The sequence below is a fragment of the Bradyrhizobium sp. S3.2.6 genome (genome assembly GCF_040546885.1).
Taxonomy (GTDB): domain Bacteria; phylum Pseudomonadota; class Alphaproteobacteria; order Rhizobiales; family Xanthobacteraceae; genus Bradyrhizobium; species Bradyrhizobium cytisi.
The window spans coordinates 63394-83087 of the sequence record NZ_JBEPOS010000029.1; the positions used below are offsets into that span (position 1 = coordinate 63394).

Below are 19694 nucleotides of genomic sequence, written 5' to 3' on the forward strand. Positions count from 1 at the left end.
ATTGATCCCGGTTTTGGTGAGAGAAGCCTAATCGACGCCGAGATAGGCGGCACGAATTGCACGATCTTGGGCAATGTCACTGCTGGATCCGGCCTTCGAGACCCGACCGCGATCCATCACGATCACATGCCTGGCCAGGTCGAGCGCCACCGCGACGTCCTGTTCCACGACAACGATGCCGACCCCATCGCTGCTGATCGTCTTCAGCGCTTCCACGAGGAAATCGACGGCGACCGGCGACAGACCGAGTGACAGCTCGTCGATCATCAGGACGCGCGGCCGCGACATCAGCCCGCGCCCGATCGCGCACATCTGTTGCTCGCCGCCGGACATGGATACGGCGTCTTGACGTCGCCGTTCGGCGAGCTTCGGGAACATAGCGTAGATCCGATCGAGATCACGCCGAAGCTCCGCCGGTCGGGCAGCACGCGCAAACGCGCCCATCAGCAAATTGTCTTCGACGGTCATGCCGGCGAATAGGCGCCGGCCTTCCGGAACATGCGCGATGCCCGCATTGACAAAATCGAGAGCCTTAGAGCCGGAGAGTTCGGCATCGCCTATCCGAATGCTGCCTTGGCGCGGCGTCAGCAATCCCGATAGACTGCGCAGCAATGTTGTCTTCCCGGCACCATTTGAACCGATCACCGCCGTGATCATCCCGACCTCGGCCGACATGGAGACGTCAGTGAGCACGGAGACATCACCGTAGCCGGCGCTGAGGTGAGAAACGACGAGACCTGAGGTCATGGCTCTTCTCCGAGCATCGCAGCCGCGCCACGGGTTCCGAGATAAGCCTCGATGACCGACGGATTGCGAGCGACCTCGTCCGTCGGGCCACTTGCAAGCAATTGACCGCGATGCAGCACGATCAACTGCGGGCAAAGCCCTTTCACAACCTTCATCAGATGCTCGATGATCACGATCGCCACGCCTTCGGCAGCAATCTTCCTGATCATGCCGAGAACGCCTTCGATTTCACCGGTGTTCAAGCCCGCGTTGACCTCGTCGAGGAACAACAATTTTGGCTTGGCGACCCAGGCCCGCGCGAGTTCCAAACGCTTGCGTTCAGCCAACGTCATGCGGACCGGCAGGTGATCCCGACAATGACTGATACCGAGATTGCTCAACGCGGCATCCGCCTGCTCCCGGGCGCTGGACAGCGATCGCGCGCCCCCTGCGAACATCGCGGCGGCAGCGACATTGTCGAGCGCGGTCAGAGCGTTGAACGGCTGGACGATCTGAAACGTTCGCATCAGCCCTTTCGATGCGAGATCGTGGGGCTTCCGACCGGTGACCCTTTGGCCGCGAAACGAGATCTCGCCCTGGGAAGGCCTGAGATGACCCGTCACCAGATTGACGAGCGTGGTCTTGCCAGCACCGTTCGAGCCGATGAGGCCGACGATCTCGCCTTCGTTCAGTCGAAACGAAACGTCGTCAATCGCCTTGAGTCCGCCAAATCGACGGCTGACATTTCTGACGTCGAGCAATGCGACCGTCATGGGCGGGTCTTACTGGAGACAAGCGAGGGCAACACGCCGGCTGGCAGGACCAGGAGCAGCAGGACGATCAGGACGCCGAGTCCGCCTGCGCTGAAGCTCAGAACGTTGCGCCAGACGATTTCCTCGAGCGCCACGAAGATGGCGGCGCCGACGACCGGCCCGAGGATCGTGCCCACCCCTCCGAGCAGCACCGCGACGATCGGCTTCACGGACCAAATCACGTCATACACGTCCGTCGGATCGATGTAGCCGATCCATCCGGCATAGACCGCGCCGGCAACCGCCGACGGAACAGACGAGAGGATGAACGCGTAAGTCTTGAGCTTCTGGGCATCGACGCCGATGCCGGCCGCCGCAGTCTCGTTCATGCGGATGCAATCCAGCCCAAATCCGAGGCGACTCCATTTGATCGCGGCGCCCAACAGAACGGTGAGCACGGCCAACGCCAGCGAGATTCTCAGCGCGAAACTCGCCAGCACTTCCGGGTCGCCGCCAGCGCCGGTAATCGTCAGGCCCATGCCCCCGCCGGTCAGACCGGACCATCCGGTTGTCAGCTCCTTGAGGATTGTGCCCAGCATGAGGCTCGCGACCGCGAAATAGTGGCCGCGCAGCCTGAGAACGCCGTAGCCGACCGGCGCGGCGAGAACGCCGCCAGCGAGTCCCGCGGCGACCATGGCTAATCGCCAGTCCACTCCCTTTGCTTGCAGGATTGCGGCGACATAAGCGCCGAAGCCAAAAAAGGCGCCCGTTGCAAATGACGGGTAACCCGTGAAGCCGCCGACGATGTTCCAGGACGCAGCCAGCACCAGCAAAAGGCTGAACATCGTGACGAGGCGCATGAGATAGGGCTCGCCGGCGAGGATCAGCGGAAGCCCTGCGCAAGCAAGCCCGCCGATGACGGCAATTGCAATCGCGAGCCGACCACGAGAGGTCATTCGTACCCTGCCCGGCCCAGGAGGCCCTGTGGTCGCGTGAACAGCATCAGAAGGAGGACGACGGCGGCGACCGTGGTGCCGTACTCGGCTCCGACAAAAAGAGCGCCCAGGCTTTCAACGACGCCAAGCAACAGACCGCCGGCCACCGCCCCAAGGACGCTCCCGAGTCCGCCCAGAACGCAGGCGACGAACGCGATGTGTAGATAGTAGGCGCTGTTGAGTGGCGAGGTCGGAAAGATGGCAGCGAGCAGGCAACCCGCCACCCCCGCCATGGCCAATCCGAGTCCGAACGTCGTTGCATAGATGATCTCGACACGCACGCCCATCAACTCGGCGGTCTGCCGGTCCATCCTGACTGCGACGATCGCACGACCGAGACGAGACTTGTGGAGATAGACGTGCAGGGCGAACGCCACGCCGATACCCGCAGCCGCAGCAAGAAGACGATCGACAGGGAGCGTCAGCGCGCCAAAGTGAAGCGGCACGGTCGGAAAGACCCCATCGATCTTGCGATAGTCGGCCGTGAACAGACTGATCATCGTGTTGTTCAGGATCAGGTCCATCCCAAAGGTGAACACCAGAGTAATCAGCACGGGAGCAGCGATCACCCGCTGGATCAGAAATCGCTGAAGCACCCAACCCGCGCCGAACAGCAGAGGACCTGCAAGAGCAACAGCCAGCAGAGGATTGAGACCGGCATGTCTCCAGGCGAAATACGCAACATAGGAGCCGAGGACGACAGCAGACCCCTGCGCTATGTTGATGATGTTGAGCACGCCCCAGACCAGCGAGAAGCCTGCTGCCATCGCCGCATAGAGGCCACCGAGCAGAAGCCCATTCAGAATAACCTGCGCTAGTTGCACGGCTGCACCGCGGTTTGATCAGGTAATGCCAAGGCGAAAGTCGCCCTGCGCGATGGACGTAGGCGCCAGAACGATCGGCCTGCCCCCCTGGATCTGGAACACGGGCGGCACCAGCTTTTCGATCTGTCCGGTCGGACCGAACGAGATCGGACCGTAGAACGTCATGGCATCCAGGTTCGCCAACGCATCGCGCAGTGCCGGCCCTTCAAGCGATCCGGATTTGCGCGCTGCCAGTTGCAGAATCGCGCCCGCAGCCGCGGCGGAGGCTTCGATGTAGTCGGGCAGCGCCGAATATGTGGCGAGGAATTTCTGGACAAAGCTCTCCGTCTTCCCGAAAATGTCCACGCCCTCGTAGCGCACCGCAGGATGCCACCAGGCCGCACTCGAGATGTTCTCGGCCGCACGGTGCAGGGCCTGCGTGAATTCCTCGTAGGCGGGCCCGGCGATCATGGTGAGAACCTGCGGCTTCAAGCCGAGATCACGCATCTGCGTGCGAACCTGCACAAGATCGTTCACGTATCCGCCGACGAAGACCCACTCCGGATCGGCGCTGCGCATCTGGGTCAGCGCGGAGGCGAAGTCCAGGCTGCCGATGGCGAACTTTTCGTCGAACACGAGCTCAAGGCCACGTTTGGCGGCTGATTTCTTCATCTCGGCGCTCAGGGCCAGCGGCAGCAGATCGTTGCGCGAGAAGATCGCCACGCGCTTGATGGCCGGTGCCGCCGACAAGACCATATCCGCGAGGGGCTCAGTCAGCGTCTCGTTCGGCGTGAACGTTCCGAAGAGGTATTTGAAGCCCTGATCATAGACTTCGCGTGACGACGCCGTCGGAGCGATCATTGGCACCCGATAGCGTTCGGCGATCGAGCTGGATGCCTTTGCGGCGCCGGAACCGAATGGGCTGAACAGCGCGTGGACACGCTGTTGCGTCACAAGCTGATCGCAGGCCTGTACTGCCCGCGGCGTGGCGGATTGATAGTCGCTGTAGATGATCCGCACCGGGACGCGGCGGCCGCCAATCTCGAATCCGCCCGCGCCTTCGACCTCCTTGACCCAAAGATCGTAGCCGCGCTTCTGCTTTTGGCCCTCCGGAGCAAGCGGTCCCGTCAACGGCAGTGGGGCGCCAATCCTCAGCTCGTCGCTGCCCTGGGCCCGAACGATCGCGGGTGCCACGACGGCAGCCGCCATTCCCATCAAGACCGTCCTGCGCTGCATCAGATCCTCCCCAGAACCCACCTTGCTCTCGGAAGCACTGATCACAAATTGCAAGCCAGTGACGATATAGCCGACACGCGTAGGCGGCGTACTCGGATTTAGAACACCCTGCAGCCGGCCCTAGGCTTTGTGATCGGCAATACTCTGCCGAACGAAGCGGAGGAGAGTCTCAGCCGCCTTGGACAGCGGCTTGGTGCGCAGGGTCATCACGTCTATGGTCGCCTTGACCAGAAGAGGGTCGTCAATTCCACGCGTAACAAGAGAGCCTGCCGCCAATTCGCGAAACAGGGCCTCGGGCGGCAGAACCGTGAGAGCATTGGTCGAAATCGCAATCGTCTTCGCGACGTCCAGCGAGTTCGTCTCCAGGAACGGCCTCGTCACCGCGCCCGCCTTGTTGGCGGCACGTTCGATCAAAGAGCGAATGCCAAAGCTGCGATCGGGCAGGATATGCGGCCACTCCAGCACCTCCTTCAACCGCAGGCTGCCAGCGCGCTGTGTCAGTTCATGGCCGGGTTGCATGACCGCCTGAAGCGGCTGGGGCCAACGCATCCTCAACAGCAGTTCGTTCCGTAACGGGGGATCAAGGGCGATCCCGATGTCGGCCTCCTCCTTGAGAAGAGTTTCCGAGACCTGGTGCGTCCCCAGGATCCGAACCTCGAGATCCACCCCCGGAAATTTGGCCCGGAATGCCGAGATGCACTCCGGCAAAACGCGTCCTTGTGTCGCCTCGACCGTTGCGAGCACAACGCGGCCGCGGCGCAAGCCGCTGAGATCATCGATGGAAGACTTCAGCCGATCAAGATCGCGCTTGGCGCATTGCACATAGCGGGCAACGAGCTTTCCCTGCTCAGTGGCCTCGATGCCCGTCCGACTTCGCAGAAGAAGCGGCGCGCCAAACCGGTGCTCGAGCACTTGAATCTGACGGCTAATGGCGCTCGGTGCAATCTGCAGTCGATCCGCCGCCAAACGTATGGATCCGCAATCGACCACTTCCATGAAGTATCGGAGCGCTGGATCCAACATGCCGCTAATGCACGACTTGGGTGCGCTGTTCGCCCAACCCGTCAATCCCGCAGCGAAGCAGATCGCCCGGCCGAAGATAGTCCGGATCGAACTTGTTGTAGGCCACACCGCGCGGCGTGCCGGTCAGGATCACATCACCCGGCACGAGACGCATGAACTCGCTGAGATGGGCGATAATTCGCGGCACCGAGAAAATCATGCGAGACAGCAACGAGTCCTGCCGCACCACGCCGTTCTTCTGCAGCCAGATGCGCCGAGATCCCAGATCTCCCACCTCGTCGGGAGTGACCAGCCAGGGGCCGAGGGGGGCGAAGGTGTCAGCGCTCTTCGCCTTGCTCCATTGCCCGCCTCGTTCGAACTACCAGTTTCGTTCGGTGACGTCATTTGCAACTCCGAACCCTGCGACCGCGGCCATCGCTTCCTTCTCGCTGACGCCAGTCGTTGGCCGACCGATCACACAGGCAAGCTCGACTTCCCAATCGACAGCCTCCGCCGTCTTTGGAATGATGATCTGATCGGTTGGCCCGCAAATCGCGGTCGGGGACTTGAAGAAGACCAGCGGCTCGCTGGGTAGCTCGAAACCAGTCTCCTCTGCGTGATCGGCGTAGTTCAGCCCAACACAGACGACCTTGCCAGGCGTGGGCACCGGCGGCCCGAACCGCGCGCCCGCTGGAACAATTGGATAGGAAGCGATGTCCGTTGCAGAAAGCGTGGCGAGCGAGGCAGGATCAATTGCCGCGCCGGCCCACTCAGAGATGCGACCTGAAACGTCTCTAACGCGGCCTTGTTGATCGACAACACCCGGTCGTTCTTGTCCCGCGTTACCAAATCGCACGAGTTTCATGTTACGCTCGTCGCCTCAGGTCCGCCGCGCGACGAAGTCGATCTCGACACGCGCACCCAGCGCCAGCTTCGTAACTTCGACCGTTGTGCGCGCCGGGAACGGCGCGGCAAAAATGCCTCCGTAAATTGCGTTCATCGCCGCGAAATCGCTTATGTCCACAAGGAACACGTGTGTCTTGATAACATGCTCGAATCCGAGGCCAGCCGCAGCCAGGACGCGCCGAAGGTTCTCGAAGGCCTGCCGTGTTTCTGCCTCGATGCCGCCCGTGACCATCGCGCCGGTGACCGGATCTTGCCCAACCTGGCCCGACGCATAGAGCAGATCGCCTGCCCAGACGCCCTGCGCAAATGGTCCCACAGGCGGTGTGAGATCCGGGGCAGTCACTATCTTCCTGGTCATTCTGAGGTTCCTTAGTCCAATTGGGGACGGGCGCGATCCACGCCGGTCGTCGCGGCCGGTTTACAGAAAGCAGGAACCGATCTATCGTTCTTGTCGGATATTGACCTCAGGGCCATGGCTAATTTTCAATTCGAAAGTCCTCTCGACAGAGCGACCTTTCGTAGCTCGCCGATGTTCGGCGGCATCGATTTGATGTCAGCACGATTTGTACGGCATAGTTTCGCACCGCATTCGCACGACGAGCTGATGATCGGCGTCATGCACGCTGGAGTGAAGTCATTTCGATGCGGAAGCGCGCGCACATATGCAGCGCCGGGCGATCTGGTGGTGGTCAATCCCGGCGAAATGCATACCGGCGAACGCGAGCGTGGCCGGGAGTTGGCCTACGCTGCGCTTTACGTGCCAGTTCCTGCCCTTGCGTCGATGTTGGCGCGCTCGCGCGGCGATGGCTCCATCATCGAGAAGACTGTCATAGACGATCCGGATCTCTGGCATTGGTTTGACCAGGCACAAGGGCTTGCGATGGCTGGCCTCGACACGGCTGGTGCCGAAGAGGCGATGATTTGTGGCATTTCACTGCTGTTTGAGCGCTACGGATCCAGCGAACCGATCCAAACCGAAGCAAGCTGTCCGAAGGCGGTCGATCGTGCCGTTGAATTCCTGCACGCGCGTGCGTGCGACCACATCAATCTTGAGGATGCTTCCAGGGCGTCTGGCGTGGGCCTGTTTCACCTGATCAGGCTCTTCCAAAAACACCTCGGCTTGACGCCGTACTCTTACCTGACCCAGGTGCGAATTGCGAAGTCGCGGCAGCTGTTGAAGCTGGGCGAGCCGGTGGCGCAAGTGGCTTTGGACGTCGGCTTTGCCGATCAGGCACACTTCACAAAGCGTTTCAAACAATTCACCGGCACGACGCCCGCACTTTATGCAAGGTCGATGCAATAGGAGCGCGGGTCGCCGTCCGAGCTGTTGGACGCCCGGATCTCCCACCAGATTGCCGCAGCAACTTTCGACAAGACGTCTTGTGGTCGCGGCCTTCAATAGCCGCAGACCCAACGACCTTGAGGATGATGTGACACACAAGCCAGACTGGCCGGGGCGCTTTCCCCGGAACGAGATCATTTCGCTGTTGGATGTCAATCGGCGATACAATTTGGCCGAGAGCACGGCCCAGGATTTGACGTTCGGCGAGATCGTGAACCTGGCCGGTGGAATGGCCGCACTAGACAGCCTTAAGATGGGCTACGGTTCATCCGCGGGACTCCCGCGCCTCCGCGCCGCGATTGCGGCTCTGACGGGGGTTGAACCGACAGAGATCATGACCACGCAGGGAACAGCCCTCGGTCTATTCCTGCTGGCGTTCGAGCTCTGTCGCCCCGGCGATGAAGCAGTCATTGCGTCACCGTGCTTCCCGCCATCTCGCGACTCGCTGGTCGGCGCGGGCGTGACCTTGCGCGAATGCCGTCTGACCTTTGACCGCAGCTATCAGCTGACAGCGGGCGCGCTCGAACCGCTCCTCAATGAGCGTACAAAGCTCGTCAGCATCGCCAGCCCGCAGAACCCCAGCGGTGTCCGCACAAGCCTTGCTGAAATACGGGCGATCCTGGACCTGATGCGCGCAAAAGCGCCTGCTGCACGTCTGTTCGTCGACGAAACTTACCGCGACGCGACATACGGGGATGAGCTTCCTCCTCAAAGCGCTGCTGCGCTCGATGCAGCGATCATAACCGGGGGATCCGTCTCCAAGGCTCACGGCGCACCCGGGCTCCGCGTTGGATGGCTGACCGTCCGGGATCCCAAGCTTCGGGAGCGATTGACGACCGCGAAGATGAACCTCGTGATCTCGGGCTCTCCGCTCGACGAGACCCTGGCTGCGACCGTCCTCGATCACCGCGAGAATATCCTGCGCGAGCGTCGCAGCCTGCTTGCAACGGGGCTTTCGACGGTCGCGGCCTGGGTCGCCGACCAAGCTGGCCTTGTCGAGTGGGTGAAGCCGGACGGCGGCGCTCTCTGCTGCCTTCGATTGGACCCAGCGGCGTTTGATCAGGCCGGAATTGATCGCTTCTGGTCGGCACTTCCGAATGCGGATCTCCAGATCGGGGACGGCGCCTGGTTTGGTGAGTCGTCCGCAGTTCTGCGCCTTGGCTTTGGCTATCTTCCGATCGACGTTCTTCCAGTCGCACTGGCCGCGCTGTCGGCAACTATTCGGGCCACGGCTCGACCGCCTCGATAGTCAACGCGATCGAAGCGTACGGCAAACGGAAACATCGGGACGATACCGTTCGGAGAGTCGGTGCAATCGCGCCGGTGCTATTTCTATATAGCGATTGAGCCTTCCACACAGGTCCCGCATTCCCCCCCGATGCGTGCCTTTCCGTTCGCGTCCACTGTCACCTTCACGCGTCCGGCTCGACCAACGCACTGCCCCTGCGACGCGATGTAAGATTGTCCGCTCGGTGCCAGAAGTCCCCGCGCCCATTGGAACGCTGCGACGCTACCGTTGCCGCTTCCGCAGACCGGATCTTCCTCCACCCCACATGAAGGCGCGAAAGTGCGCACCTCAATCGCAAAGTCTCCTTCTTCGTAAGCGCCGAACACGGTCAGGCCTGTGACGCCAAGACGGCGCTCGAACTCTGCCAGCCGCGCCAAATCGGGACGTAACCCTAATACGGATGCAGCGTCGCCAATTTGCGCTACGACCCATACAGGACCCACATTTACAATGCCGGGCGCAGATTTCGCAGTCACTGCGCAGCCGAGAATGAGCTTCAGCTCCTCGATATCCGCATCGCCCAGAGGATCAAGCCTTGCCGACGGTAGCGCGAAGGTCAGTTGCTGGTTGCCACCATCCTCGAGCGTGACCTCGACGAGGCCGACTTTGCATTCTTGAATTAACCGCCCGTCCTGCCGGAGTCTCGCGCGTCCGCTCTCCAAGATTGCGTGAGCGCTACCCAGCGTCGGATGCCCGGCGAAAGGAAGCTCGCTGCGCGGTGTGAAAATCCCTAGGCTGTAGTCTGCATCGGCGGACGTAGCCGGAAGGACAAAGGTCGTTTCGGAAAGATTGGTCCAATTGGCAATAGCCTGCATCGCGTCTGTGTCGAGACCGTCGGAATCGAGTATCACCGCAACCGGATTGCCGAGGAGTGGTCGGGAGGTAAAGACGTCAACGACTTTGCAGGATCGCTTCATATTAGGTTCCATGGAATTGCAGGCGGCGATTTTTGTGCAACATAACAAGCTGCAGGCCCAGCTGAAAACGCGCAACCTTAAATCGCTCGCCTACCGGTCCACTTCGTGACGCCCTTGGCGATAGAACGAGTTTCGCCACGCTTATTCTCGACCTCGACACTGATAGCCCCAAGCCGCGGCATCTCGCCGATAATATTGCTTCAGGGTGATGGCGTCGCTGAAGAACACCGGCATTGCGAAAACGGATCAATCTCTCGGCCGTGGACGCCGGAGCTAATCCTTGCTCCGGCCCTCCCTGTAAGCGATCATCTCAATCTTCATATTCTCGTTCTTCGACGGCAGAGCCGGCACCCCCACGCAGCACCGAGCCGGCTTGTGGCCGCCCATCGCGTTCAGATAGACCTCGTTGACGGCGTCGTAATCGCCGACATTCACGAGATAGACGTTGACCTTGACGACATCCGCAAACGTCGCGTCACACTCTTTGAGAATATTGGCGAGGTTCTTCATGCATTGTGCCGTTTGCTCACGAATATCCAGCGGGAATTGACCCGTCTCCGGGTTATAGCCAGCTGTTCCCTTGGTGAAGATCCAGGGCCCCACAATCGATGCATGCGAGAATGGCCGATTGTGAGCGTGAGAATCCACCAAACGCACGTCACTTGACATGAAAGCCTCCATTTTGTTTTCGAGTGTCACTTTCTGAGCCGCATAGTCCTTCGCTCAAGCCACCTTATCGTCAGCGTCAGAGGCCAACATATGATGAAGTACACCACGGCTACCGCAGTGAATATCTCCAACGGCCTGAAGGTCGCGGACGACAATTCGGTCGCCCTGCGAGTGATCTCCGGCACCGACAAGACGGATGCGAGTGACGAGTACTTGATGAGCATGACGAAATTTGATGCCAACGGTGGGAGGCTGGCCCAAAACGCTTGAGGCAGCACGATCCGCGTGAACGTCTGCAGCTTGCTCAGTCCAAGCACCTTTGCCGCTTCAACATGCCCCTTCGGAACGCCTTGAATTCCCGCACGATACACCTCGCCTATAAAAGCTGATGAGTATATCGAGAGCCCCAGGATTGCGGCGAACATCGCCGGGATATCGATCCCAAACGATATCGGCAGCACATAGTAGTACCACAGCAACTGGATCAAGATCGGGGTGTTGCGAACCAACTCGCCGAACGTGATGCTGATAGATCTCACTAATCTCCATTTAGAGAGATCGAGAGACACCAGCACCAGGCCGCCCAACATCGCCAGAACCAGCGTGGCGGCGGATATGGCCAGCGTGCCCTTGAGGCCCGAAAGCAAGAAGGGCAGGTTGGACCACACAACGTCCCATCTGAACGTGTACGTGCTCATGTCTCGACTCGCCGCGCACTAGCAGATTATTTGGCGACCATCGGACTAAGATTATGCTTCTCAGCATACTTCTTGAGTCGACCATCATTGTGAATCGTTCGCACGAACAGGTTGATGTAGTTCAGCCAAACCTGATCACCTGGGGCTACGACATACGAATAGGGCGTAGCCGCAAGCGGCTCGGACGGTGCAATCAGCCTCGCCCAGTCGAATTCGCGCTTGATCCTGACGCTGGCCGGATAATCGCTGATGTAGACATCGGCCTTGTTGGCCGCGAGCTCACTTAGCATATCGGCCGGCGGCACCACGCTGCGCTGGGTCGCCTTTTTCAGATAGCCCTTCATGATGTCGTCCATGAAGCTTCCCAACCCGGTAACAACCCGCACGCCAGGCTGGTCAACGTCTTCCCACTTCTCAATCTTGCTGCCATCCTTCACGATGGCATACAGTCCGGACTCGAGATACGGATTGGAAAATTCGACCGCTTGAGCTCGCTTGAGGGTGGCGGCTACGGCAAACATTCCGATATCGCACTTGTCAGCCTGAAGATCAGCGATGAAGGTTGAGAACTGTGTCTCGACAATTTCGAGCTGGACATTGAGCTCTTTCGCAAGCTCCTTGGAGAGATCGACATCGATCCCTTCAAGCTCTCCGGTCTTCGGATTTCGAAACGAGATGGCGTAATAGTTGGGAACTTGGCAGACTCGAAGTTTTCCCTTCTGCGGAATCAAGGTTAACTTCGAGACCTTTTGCTGCGCATAGACCGTTGCCGATCCGAAGATCGCGCAGAGACCAATCATACCAGCAGCAAGGATAGACAGCTTTTTCATTTTGGCTCCCCCACGTTCGTCGGTCAGAACATCATTTCAAGAAATTGCTTGGCTCGCTCGGATTTAGGCGACCTAAAGAACTCCTCGGATCCACCTTCTTCGACCAGCTTTCCGCCGTCGAGAAATGCAACGCGCGTACTCACGCTTCTGGCGAACCCCATCTCGTGAGTAACCACGACCATGGTCTGGCCATCCTCAGCGAGTTTTTTGAGTACCGCCAACACTTCGTGGCGAAGCTCGGGGTCGAGGGCCGACGTCGGCTCGTCAAACAGAATGACTTTTGGATTCATTGCCAGGGCGCGCGATATGGCTACCCGCTGCTGTTGACCACCCGACAGTTGGGCCGGATATGCGTCGCGCTTGTCTGCAATACCGACCTTGGTCAAGATTTCGATGGCCGATGCGATCGCCGCGTCTCGCGAACTTCCTCGAACACGTATGGGCGCTTCGATAACGTTCTGGAGGACCGTCATGTGCGGCCACAGATTGAACTGCTGGAACACCATTCCGATGTCCCGCCTCATCAACTGAGCGGCCTGTTGCGAGTGCCGGGCGGACGCCGCTCCTGCGACAGTCGCTCCATTGACGCGGATCTCTCCAGATGAGATCTCCTCGAGCAGCGCCAGGCACCTCAGGAACGTCGTCTTACCCGAGCCCGAAGGACCAATAAGGCTGACGATTTCGCCTTCCGCGACGTTCAGCGAAACGTCGTTGAGCACCGAAAGGGCACCAAAGCTCTTCTTGATCCGGCGCGCTTCGAGAATGGTCTTCCTGGATGCCAACACTATGAAGTTCCGCGCCTTCTGCCGGTAGCCCTGATCCGCCAGATTAGAGTCGACCCCTGTCGGAGCGGAAAGCAGTAACTTGCGAGCGCGGTGTTGCCCGAATTAGATCACTACGCCGGCGGATCGGAGAGCGGAGCTTCCTTACTCGTCACAACCAATGATGGAGAACAATCGACCGAAGCCACCGGGATTCATGTCAATGCCGTTTGATCGCAACAGTTGCCACACCATGCATTGATTGCTGGTCAGCACCGGAATCCCGCCACGTTGCTCGAGCCGCGAAATAGCGGGCGCCGATCTGATGGCGGTGCAACTGATGAAGCATGCATCAGCGCGCGCGCTGATGTTGTCACCTGCCCACTCGGCTATTGCATCGGGGGTAATCCGGGCCATCTCGGAATTCGTGTTGATTCCGAGGTGGGCACTTCCTTCCACCGCAAAGCCGTTGGCCTCGAGGAACGATATTTCGCGCTCGTGAACCTCGCTGATGTAGGGACTTAGCAGCGTCACGCGCTTAGCACCGAGCCTCCTCAACGCTTTGATGATCGCGTCCGCGGTGGTGAAGCATTTTACATTCGATGCAGCCTCCACCCGCTCGCGAATTTCGCCTGCCAAGTCCGGCGCAAACGTCGAAACCGCCGTACAGTGAAATACGATCACGTCGACGCCGGCATCGGCAAGAAGACTGGATGCCGGCTCAAGTTGCTCGAGCATCCCCAGGAGCTCCGGCTTCGAGCTACCGCGCAGCGCCAGCCGGGTCACAAGCGGGGAGACGCCCGCCGGCAGCATGGCGCGGATCTCCGGTTCTGCGATCGGGTTGCCCGACGGCATTAAAAGGCCAACCCGAAGACGACTACCGTAGTCAATGTCAGCCATGCTCATCAAATCCTTGCATCCACTCGCCAAGCACGTGGCGACTGCCCTGACACACTCTTCTATGCTTCCGAGGCGGCGCGGGCCCCTTCGGCGGGGATTTCCGCATCATCCGACACGGAAATCGGCGCCCGGGCACCTAGTGTGATGACAATGGCGCCACCGAGGAGCAGAACGCCGGCAATCAAAAACGCACCGGAGAAGCCGCCAGTCGCAGCGACCACGTAACCCGTCGCGATCGGGGCGGCTGTTCCGAACAAATTGCCGCCCATGATGAGAAGGCTGGTGGCGACGCCGTTGTAGCGGCCGTCGGACATCAGATCGGCAGTCAGCGCAATGTTCATTGCCATTGCCGTAGCGACGCATGCGAGCGATATGCTGATGAGGGCCTCGATGAGCCAGATGGATTCGACGAATGGGGCTGCAAGGATGATCGAAGACAAAAGCAGCATCGTCGCGATCAACTTGCGCCGGTCGCTGTTGCTGGACTCGGCCCCTTTCAACAATCGATCGCTCAACCAGCCGAGGCCGAGGCCAAGCAATGCAGCCGTGCCGTAAGGGATCGCGGAGAACAGGCTGGACTTCAGGACATCCATGCCGCGCGATGCCACGAGATAGCTCGGCAACCAGGTCATGAACAGATAGAGTGTATAGCCGGCACACCCCTGAGTCAGGGCAAGCGACCACATTGTAGGACTGCGCAAGAGCCCCTTCAGCGCAGCGATCTGATCGAGCTTCGCGGTCGCGCCCGATGGGATCTCACCGCGGCTTTCGCGAATAAACTTGCGCTCCGCGGCGCCGAGCCAGGTCGCGTCTTCCGGCCGGCGATACAGCAGATACCACACCACGGCAATAACAAGTCCAGCCACGCCAGTGATATAGAAGGACTCGCGCCATCCGAATTCTACGATCAGCGAGCCCACCACGACGGAGCCGAAGCAAAGACCGGCATGTGCTCCGCAGTTGAGAAAGGCGGCGGCAATGCCACGCTCGCTTGCGGGCGCCCATTCGCGAATGATCTTGCCGCCGGAGGGATAGCTCGCGGACTCGCCTATGCCGAGAACGAGACGCGACGCAACGAGCGAGGAATAGGTTGCCGCCAGACCGGTCCAGATCCCGGCTAGCGACCAGATGCCGAGCGTCGTGTAGGTGACCGCACGTCCCCCGAACCGATCGGCGAGCATCCCCATGGGAATTAGGCAGAGCAGATAGGTCCACAGGAAGGCTGAAAAGATGTACCCCATGTCGATCGGCGACAGGCCGTAGCTTTCCGCCAGCGGCTTGGCGGCAACCGAAAGATTGACCCGGTCGAGGTAGTTGATGAACATCAACACGAAGAGACCGGTGTACACGAAGTATCGCTTCTTGATGCTCATCTTCCTACCCCCAATTATCGATCGCGAAAAATCTGGACGACTGGACCGTCAGTAATCAGTCAGCAGGGATCCGAAACCGGGGACCCGATCCTCGATGCCGCTCTGTCGCAGAGCGTGCCAATAGATTGCGGTGTTGATTGCAATGACGGGCTTGTCGAGCCAGAACTCGGCAATACCGGCCAGGCGAGCCATCGCGAGGTTGGTGCCGACCTGGATGATTGCCTCGATCGACGGATCATTGATCTCGTTGATAGTGTCGCGAAGCTGTTTCTCCGACACGTGGGCGTACTGCACCGGGGAGGCTCCCCTCAGGCCCTTCAGAGCGACGATCTCGAAGCCGCACTCCGTGAAGAAGCGGCGAACCTGCTCGTCGCCAGGCGGCATGTACGGCGTGATAACGCCGATCCTGCGGATGTTTCCGTACTTGGGGAGTGCGGCGCGAACGGCCTCCGCCCCCATGGTGACGGGAACGCCACCGGAGATCTCGTGCATGCGCGCAAGCAGCTTCTTGCTGCCGTCAAGCCCGTCCCAGAACGTTTCGGACGACATTCCGAGCACGAGACGATCGGGCTGACAGGTCATCACCACCCGCGCCGCCTCGTCCATCGTCGCGCGGATGTTGTCCATCACACGGTTGAAGTCGGCGTCGTTCCTGATTGTGTCGTTTGGGATATGGAGCCGACCGTGATGATTGGTCACGCCGTAAGGACGCATTGCGTCCATCTCAGGCTGAACAGCAGTGTTGGTGGATGGCGCAATGATGCCCAGCTTCAGGCGAAAACCCAAGGAATCAGTCATTTGCGCCTCCAGCGCTGTACTTCTCAAGGAACGATTTTCGGATATCCTGCGCGGTCAAGAGGTCCGCGTACTTCTGCTCCATGTCGAACAAGTTGGCGCGATGCGGGCCCTCAGCGCGGTCTCCGACGCAGTCAGCCGCAACGACGACGAGAAACCCGCTCCCCATTGCATCGACGACCGTGGCTCTGACGCATCCGGATGTCGTGGCTCCAGCCACAACCAGCGTGTCCACGTTGCGCTTTGACAGCCAGGCCGCGAAATCCGTACCGGCAAAGGCTGATGGCAATCGTTTCCGCAGAACCAACTCGCCTAACCGGGGCACCAACTCTTTCACGACCGCGGACTGCGGATTTTCTTCCGTGAGAGACAGAAGCGAAGGGACTTTGCGCGAGAACACATTGGCGTCGCTCGCATCGTCGGCGAACACGACCCTGGTGAAAGCGACCGGCCAACTCACCGACCTGGCGAACCCCAGGAGGCCTTGCGTTTCGGCGATCGCTTCGCGGATATTGCCGCCACCAAACGCCGCGGGATCGGCAAAGCCGTTGACGAAATCGACGATGACGAGTGCGGGACGATGACCTATGCCCGACCGATTCCCAAAGCCCTGACGTTGATAGATCTCTCCATCCTCGTGGATAGACGAGACTTCGTCAGCCATGCCGATTTCCTCCACTTGCGAGCGACGACGTTCGTCAAGGCGGTAGCATCGGCTGGAGGGCAATGAAAATTAAGAGTCCTTGCAACATGATAGGATCGCCCTATCATCCCGAGCCATGCGTTACACACTCGGCCAGGCGGAGGCGTTTTATTGGGTGGCGAAGCTTGGCAGCTTCAGGGCAGCTGCGGCGCAGCTCAATCTGACGCAACCGACGGTGAGCCTGCGCGTCCGAGAGCTCGAGCGAAATCTCGGTGCAGAACTTCTGGACCGCTCGCTGTATCGTCCGGTCATGACACCAGCCGGCGTCGCGATCTATGCCGATACCGAACGCATGCTGGCGATCGCCGAGCAGATCGAACGACGCTCGCGCAACAGTCCCTCGGACGAACGACTGTTCCGGATCGGCACGGCCGAGTCTTTCGCCGCGTTGATCCTGCCTGACCTCTTGGCGGCGCTGGAGGCACGGCACCCGTCCTGGCAAATCAATGTCGAGGTCGACGTCAGCACGCGACTCGAGGCCGCGTTGCTCGAACGCACCATCGACATCGCGTTTCTCGCTCAACCACGCGTTCACGACGGAATCTCGGTCGTTCCGCTTTGGTCTGTTGATAGCGTTTGGGTGATCGGGAAGGATTGTCCGTTGAAGGGATCGCTAGTGACGCCCGACGTGCTGGTCGATGTTCCCATCTATACGACGGCCCCTCCTTCCGGGCTCTTCACAAACATGATGGCCTGGTTCGGCGCGCGAGCAGTAAAGCCCGGCAGGGTCGTCACATGCGACACCATCGCCATTCTCGCGCGCCTTGCCAGTGCGCGCGGTGGAGCAGCGCTGGTGCCCCAGGCGATGGTCTCGGCCTTCGGCAACAATCTTGGGCTGCGCATTCCGGAAGCGGATCCACCGATCCTTCCGCTCAACATCTGCGCGATGTGGTGGGACGATGCCGGCGGAATCGAATGCGCTTATATGGCCAATTTGGCTCGGCAGCTGAGTGCAGCATTGTCCGGCGACAAGCTCGGAGCTCCGATCGCGGCCGAGGCTTGATGAGAGATCGCGCTCGGCCGAAAGGGCTACCCTGGAACTAAGCTTGCCGTCGACCGCAGCGCCAGATTAGGGGGAGGCATGTCCGCCCATGGCGCAGCCCACGATAAGTTTGAGGGCACGCGCTCCGTTCGCTGCCGTAGATGCTGATATGCCGAAGGGGGAGTGCAAGATCGCAGTCCTCGTCAACAAATGCCGGCATCCAGCACCTCTCTCCCATTGAGGAATTTCAACCCGAGAAGTGGGATGCGATCATCGCGATCAACCTGTCCGCCGCATTCCATGCCATCCGTGCAGCGGTACCGGGCATGAAGAAGCGCGGCTGGGGCCGCATCATCACCACGGCCTCGGCTCACTCGCTGGTCGCCTCCCCCTTCAAGTCAGCCTATGTCGCTGCCAAGCATACCATGCAGATGAGTCCCCACCGACATTGACGGCGACTTTGTTTACACCCCCGACCTGCAGTAGCTCGCGCGCCTTCCGAGCCACCAGTAATCGACAATTTGACTCCTTCTTATGCTGCGTTTCGATGGCGCATGACCAAGGCAGAGAACCGAGCGGCCGCGAAGGCGTATCACCAGGAGCGGATGCGCAAGATCGATGAAGGAGCGCGGGCTAAAGCGGTCGAGTCCGAGCTCGTCGAGCTGGATCGGCTTCGCCGGTATCTCATTCGAGAACGGACGCTCGGCTACGTCCGCCCGCTGATCAACGCGATCGACGACTATGTCGAGCAGATCACCGGGGACCGGACTAGGCTGCACGCCAAGAACCACAGCATCGGTCGATGAGGGCCGCCGGCGGCAACGCGCATTGCTACTTAAAGACGGCCCTGGCCGTGAGCTATTGGGGGGCATGGACCCGGGCCGCCGGAGGTGCCCGGCCCTTGCGTACGTCCGGCGCGCTCATCCTAGGAAGATTCGGTAATCAGCTCTGTTCGCTTCCGCACCTTCGCTATAAGGTTCCCTTCGGGGAACGGAGTAGCTGCAATGAAAGACATGCAGGCTCAGTTGGAGAAGCTCCGCACAGAAGCGGCCGAGTGTGCTCTCATCCGCGATCTGGCGACCAACCCGAAGAAACGAGAGCTTTTCACGAGGCTGGCCGACCACCTGACGGTTCTCGCCTCAGAAGTCGAACGCGCAATCGCAAACAGTATGAAGCACACCGGCTGAAGACAGCATATCGACCGCCAGACGCTTCCGGTTGCGATGGGCGCATGGCTGAGGACCTTTGGAGCACCCTCCGCGTTAAGACAACGAACCCCGGGGGCGAGGAGATTTCCGATGTCCGTCGTCCCTCTAGATCTTCAACGAAGGTTCGAACAGCGCTGGGCCGCCCGATTTCCCCCGTCGGGGGTAGCCGTGGCAAGTCGATGGGATCGGCCTCAAAAGCAGGATCAACAGCTTGCCATGTCCAGAAATGGCAAAAGAAGAAATCGCCAGGCGAACGTAGCTCGTTCAAGGTCAGCGCCAGCGGCGTGAGCGCGGGACCGAAGACCCACCACGCGCAGTAGCTCGCGACCCTCTCTCGCCGTCACCGCCCTTCGATGGCGGCATGCCTCGCTCTGTCCGACGCCACACGCGCACGCACGCCGACGGTCGACCGCTCAAGATCACGTTCGGCGAGATGCGCGAAATGGGCTTACGCGGCGTGCTGGTCTATTGCCATTGCGGCCATCACGTTGCGCTAAATGCCGATCTCTGGCCGGATGAGCTGCGGCTTTCTGATCTCGAGCCGCGGTTTGTCTGCCGAGGCTGCGGATATCGCGGCGCCGACGTTCGGCCAGACTTCGAGCGGGGCGATCAGCAGCTTGCAATCATGGGGTACAGAAACACGCAATGATCAAGGGCTGGGGGCGGCCTTTCGAGGAGCCGATTGATGTAACCGGCAAGCAGTTGGTGACGCTTGCGGCGCGGCAATCTGGATGGAAGTGCAGCGTCAATCAGGATGAGAGAGCTTCGCCGGGCTCGTGACGCAGGGAGGGCGTAGCCCGACCGGAGT

Annotated in this window: 22 protein-coding genes and 2 pseudogenes; 7 read left to right on the forward strand and 17 right to left on the reverse strand. The window is 60.3% G+C overall.

Annotated elements, in window-relative coordinates; all coding sequences use genetic code 11:
• Positions 1–27: 27 nt before the first annotated feature.
• The 8 genes and pseudogenes from ABID58_RS33220 to ABID58_RS33255 all read right to left on the reverse strand — a co-directional run bounded on the left by ABID58_RS33220 (position 28) and on the right by ABID58_RS33255 (position 6778).
• The gene (locus tag ABID58_RS33220; RefSeq protein ID WP_354037112.1) at positions 28–747 is read right to left on the reverse strand and encodes an ABC transporter ATP-binding protein; all 720 of its coding nucleotides are present in this window, start codon (positions 745–747) and stop codon (positions 28–30) included.
• Positions 744–1499: an ABC transporter ATP-binding protein gene (locus ABID58_RS33225; RefSeq protein ID WP_354037114.1), complete on the reverse strand. Its 756-nt coding sequence runs from the start codon at positions 1497–1499 to the stop codon at positions 744–746. The genes ABID58_RS33220 and ABID58_RS33225 overlap by 4 nt, the downstream gene beginning before the upstream one ends.
• Positions 1496–2434 carry a branched-chain amino acid ABC transporter permease gene (locus ABID58_RS33230; protein ID WP_354037116.1) on the reverse strand — a complete coding sequence of 313 codons (939 nt, stop codon included), beginning with the start codon at positions 2432–2434 and terminating at the stop codon, positions 1496–1498. The genes ABID58_RS33225 and ABID58_RS33230 overlap by 4 nt, the downstream gene beginning before the upstream one ends.
• Positions 2431–3297 (reverse strand): branched-chain amino acid ABC transporter permease, encoded by an 867-nt coding sequence (locus ABID58_RS33235; RefSeq protein WP_354037118.1) that lies wholly within the window; start codon positions 3295–3297, stop codon positions 2431–2433. The genes ABID58_RS33230 and ABID58_RS33235 overlap by 4 nt, the downstream gene beginning before the upstream one ends.
• A gap of 18 nt (positions 3298–3315) precedes the next feature.
• Positions 3316–4485, reverse strand: a complete 1170-nt coding sequence (locus ABID58_RS33240; protein ID WP_354037119.1) for an amino acid ABC transporter substrate-binding protein — start codon at positions 4483–4485, stop codon at positions 3316–3318.
• A gap of 147 nt (positions 4486–4632) precedes the next feature.
• The gene (locus ABID58_RS33245; protein WP_354037120.1) at positions 4633–5535 is read right to left on the reverse strand and encodes a LysR family transcriptional regulator; all 903 of its coding nucleotides are present in this window, start codon (positions 5533–5535) and stop codon (positions 4633–4635) included.
• A 4-nt stretch (positions 5536–5539) separates the two neighbouring features.
• Positions 5540–6379, reverse strand: a pseudogene (locus tag ABID58_RS33250) (fumarylacetoacetate hydrolase family protein).
• Positions 6380–6394: 15 nt separating this feature from the next.
• Positions 6395–6778 (reverse strand): RidA family protein, encoded by a 384-nt coding sequence (locus ABID58_RS33255; RefSeq protein ID WP_354037122.1) that lies wholly within the window; start codon positions 6776–6778, stop codon positions 6395–6397.
• 114 nt (positions 6779–6892) lie between these two features.
• Here ABID58_RS33255 and ABID58_RS33260 point away from each other — a divergent pair, with 114 nt between their 5' ends.
• Positions 6893–7723 (forward strand): helix-turn-helix transcriptional regulator, encoded by an 831-nt coding sequence (locus ABID58_RS33260; protein WP_354037123.1) that lies wholly within the window; start codon positions 6893–6895, stop codon positions 7721–7723.
• A gap of 49 nt (positions 7724–7772) precedes the next feature.
• Positions 7773–9011 carry a pyridoxal phosphate-dependent aminotransferase gene (locus ABID58_RS33265; protein WP_354037125.1) on the forward strand — a complete coding sequence of 413 codons (1239 nt, stop codon included), beginning with the start codon at positions 7773–7775 and terminating at the stop codon, positions 9009–9011.
• An 83-nt stretch (positions 9012–9094) separates the two neighbouring features.
• Here ABID58_RS33265 and ABID58_RS33270 read toward each other — a convergent pair whose 3' ends face one another.
• The 9 genes from ABID58_RS33270 to ABID58_RS33310 all read right to left on the reverse strand — a co-directional run bounded on the left by ABID58_RS33270 (position 9095) and on the right by ABID58_RS33310 (position 16657).
• Positions 9095–9967, reverse strand: coding sequence for a PhzF family phenazine biosynthesis protein (locus ABID58_RS33270; protein WP_354037126.1), 873 nt, complete (start codon positions 9965–9967; stop codon positions 9095–9097).
• A gap of 273 nt (positions 9968–10240) precedes the next feature.
• Positions 10241–10636, reverse strand: a complete 396-nt coding sequence (locus ABID58_RS33275) for a RidA family protein (RefSeq protein WP_354037127.1) — start codon at positions 10634–10636, stop codon at positions 10241–10243.
• Positions 10637–10662: 26 nt separating this feature from the next.
• A complete protein-coding gene (locus ABID58_RS33280) occupies positions 10663–11334 on the reverse strand; it encodes an amino acid ABC transporter permease (protein ID WP_354037129.1) in 672 nt (223 codons plus the stop codon).
• A 26-nt stretch (positions 11335–11360) separates the two neighbouring features.
• Entirely contained in the window at positions 11361–12164 is an 804-nt protein-coding gene (locus tag ABID58_RS33285) for an ABC transporter substrate-binding protein (RefSeq protein ID WP_354037131.1), read from the reverse strand.
• 23 nt (positions 12165–12187) lie between these two features.
• Positions 12188–12952, reverse strand: a complete 765-nt coding sequence (locus ABID58_RS33290) for an amino acid ABC transporter ATP-binding protein (RefSeq protein WP_502916448.1) — start codon at positions 12950–12952, stop codon at positions 12188–12190.
• A 138-nt stretch (positions 12953–13090) separates the two neighbouring features.
• The gene (locus ABID58_RS33295) at positions 13091–13825 is read right to left on the reverse strand and encodes a maleate cis-trans isomerase family protein (RefSeq protein WP_354037132.1); all 735 of its coding nucleotides are present in this window, start codon (positions 13823–13825) and stop codon (positions 13091–13093) included.
• A gap of 59 nt (positions 13826–13884) precedes the next feature.
• Positions 13885–15198, reverse strand: a complete 1314-nt coding sequence (locus ABID58_RS33300) for an MFS transporter (RefSeq protein ID WP_354037134.1) — start codon at positions 15196–15198, stop codon at positions 13885–13887.
• A gap of 48 nt (positions 15199–15246) precedes the next feature.
• Entirely contained in the window at positions 15247–15984 is a 738-nt protein-coding gene (locus ABID58_RS33305; protein ID WP_354037136.1) for a maleate cis-trans isomerase family protein, read from the reverse strand.
• Positions 15985–15988: 4 nt separating this feature from the next.
• A complete protein-coding gene (locus ABID58_RS33310) occupies positions 15989–16657 on the reverse strand; it encodes an isochorismatase family protein (RefSeq protein WP_354037137.1) in 669 nt (222 codons plus the stop codon).
• Positions 16658–16772: 115 nt separating this feature from the next.
• Here ABID58_RS33310 and ABID58_RS33315 point away from each other — a divergent pair, with 115 nt between their 5' ends.
• The 5 genes and pseudogenes from ABID58_RS33315 (at position 16773) to ABID58_RS33335 (ending at position 19535) form a co-directional block, all read left to right on the forward strand.
• Positions 16773–17699, forward strand: coding sequence for a LysR family transcriptional regulator (locus ABID58_RS33315; RefSeq protein WP_354037139.1), 927 nt, complete (start codon positions 16773–16775; stop codon positions 17697–17699).
• Positions 17700–17887: 188 nt separating this feature from the next.
• A pseudogene (locus ABID58_RS33320) lies at positions 17888–18100 on the forward strand (SDR family NAD(P)-dependent oxidoreductase); the annotation flags it as partial.
• Between the two features lie 132 nt (positions 18101–18232).
• A complete protein-coding gene (locus tag ABID58_RS33325; protein WP_354037141.1) occupies positions 18233–18484 on the forward strand; it encodes a hypothetical protein in 252 nt (83 codons plus the stop codon).
• Positions 18485–18682: 198 nt separating this feature from the next.
• Positions 18683–18865, forward strand: coding sequence for a hypothetical protein (locus ABID58_RS33330; protein ID WP_354037142.1), 183 nt, complete (start codon positions 18683–18685; stop codon positions 18863–18865).
• A 382-nt stretch (positions 18866–19247) separates the two neighbouring features.
• Positions 19248–19535, forward strand: coding sequence for a hypothetical protein (locus ABID58_RS33335; RefSeq protein WP_354037143.1), 288 nt, complete (start codon positions 19248–19250; stop codon positions 19533–19535).
• Positions 19536–19694 lie beyond the last annotated feature (159 nt).